1 protein-coding gene is annotated in these 1,429 nt (G+C 74.6%); it reads right to left on the bottom strand.

Annotation, left to right across the window (positions count from 1 at the left end):
* Window positions 1-1,429, bottom strand: a 1,429-nt coding sequence (gene disA / locus AC2W7G_RS16245; RefSeq protein WP_485869351.1) for a DNA integrity scanning diadenylate cyclase DisA, incomplete at both ends; no start/stop codon positions are given.

Below are 1,429 nucleotides of genomic sequence, written 5' to 3' on the forward strand. Positions count from 1 at the left end.
CGGGTGAGTGCACGCCCGAGCCCCGACGCGGCGGGCTGAGCGCAGGACGTATCGCTCGAGGATGCTCGACTCCGCGAGGCGCGACAGCCCCTCGCGGACGGCTGCGGGCCCGCAGGTCGCGACGCCCTCGACCGTCTGCAGGTCCTCCATGCTGGCGGCGAGCAGCTTCTGCAGCGAGCCGAAGTGGTCGACCAGGCGGTCGACGACGGCGCCGGGCAGGCGCGGCACGCGGGCCAGCAGGCGGTAGCCGCGGGGAGCGAGCGCGTTGTCCAGGGTGTCCTCGGTGCCGATGCGCATGGCGCGGGCGACCTTGCCCAGGTCGACCAGCGAGCTGGAGTCGATGGCGGCCATCTCCTCCAGGACGTCCTCGGTGCTGCGCTTGCGCGGCCGGCGGGCTGGTAGTCGCGCACCAGCAGCTCGCGCTCGGTGTCGACGCCGCTGATGAGCTCTTCGAGCTGCAGGGCCAGCAGGCGTCCGTCGGTGCCGAGCTCGAGCACGTAGGTCTCGATCTCGCCGGCGATGCGGCTGACCATCTCCAGGCGCTGGGCGACCGCGGCGACGTCGCGCACGGTGACGAGGTCCTCGATCTCGAGCGCGGACAGCGCGTCGGTGACCTCGTCCAGGCGGGTGCGGTAGCGCTCGAGCGTCGCCAGCGCCTGGTTGGCGCGGGCGATGACGACGCTCGCGTCCTCCAGCACGTAGCGGGTGTCGTCCAGGTACAGCGCGATGATGTGCATCGAGGCCGACACCGAGATGACGGGGACGCCGGTCTGCCGCGCGACCCGGTCGGCGGTGCGGTGGCGGGTGCCGGACTCCTCGGTCGGGATCGACGGGTCGGGCATGAGGTGGACGGCCGCCCGCTGGATGCGGGTGACGTCCTTGTCGAGGATGATCGCGCCGTCCATCTTGGCCAGCTCGCGCAGGCCGGTGGCCGTGAACGGCACGTCGAGGGCGAAGCCGCCGGTGGACAGCGCCTCCACCTGCCGGTCACCGCCGACCACGACGAGGGCGCCGGTGCGGCCGCGCAGGATGCGCTCGAGCCCCTCGCGGAGCGCCGTGCCGGGCGCGACGGCGGCGAGGTGCTGCGCAGGCGGGCCGCGGTGGCGTCGCCGGTGCGGTCGGAGGTTGCCATGGGCGGGGCCTTTGCTGACGTGCGAACGGTCGGGGCTCAGTCTAGGGGCGCGCAGGCGAGTCGGCGTGGGTGCCGTGGCCAGGACGCCCAGCGCCTCCTCCACGGAGGCCACCGCGACGGTGCTCATGCCGGCCACGGACGGCCGCGGACCGCCGGCCGGGACCACCGCGCGGGTGAGCCCGATGCGGGCCGCCTCGCGCAGCCGCGTCTCGAGGTTGGCGACCGGACGCACCTCGCCGGCGAGCCCGACCTCGCCCCAGCACGACGACGTCCGACGGCACCGTGCGTCCGCTGGCG

It is taken from the genome of Aeromicrobium sp. PFPM2_SD2 (assembly GCF_057364525.1).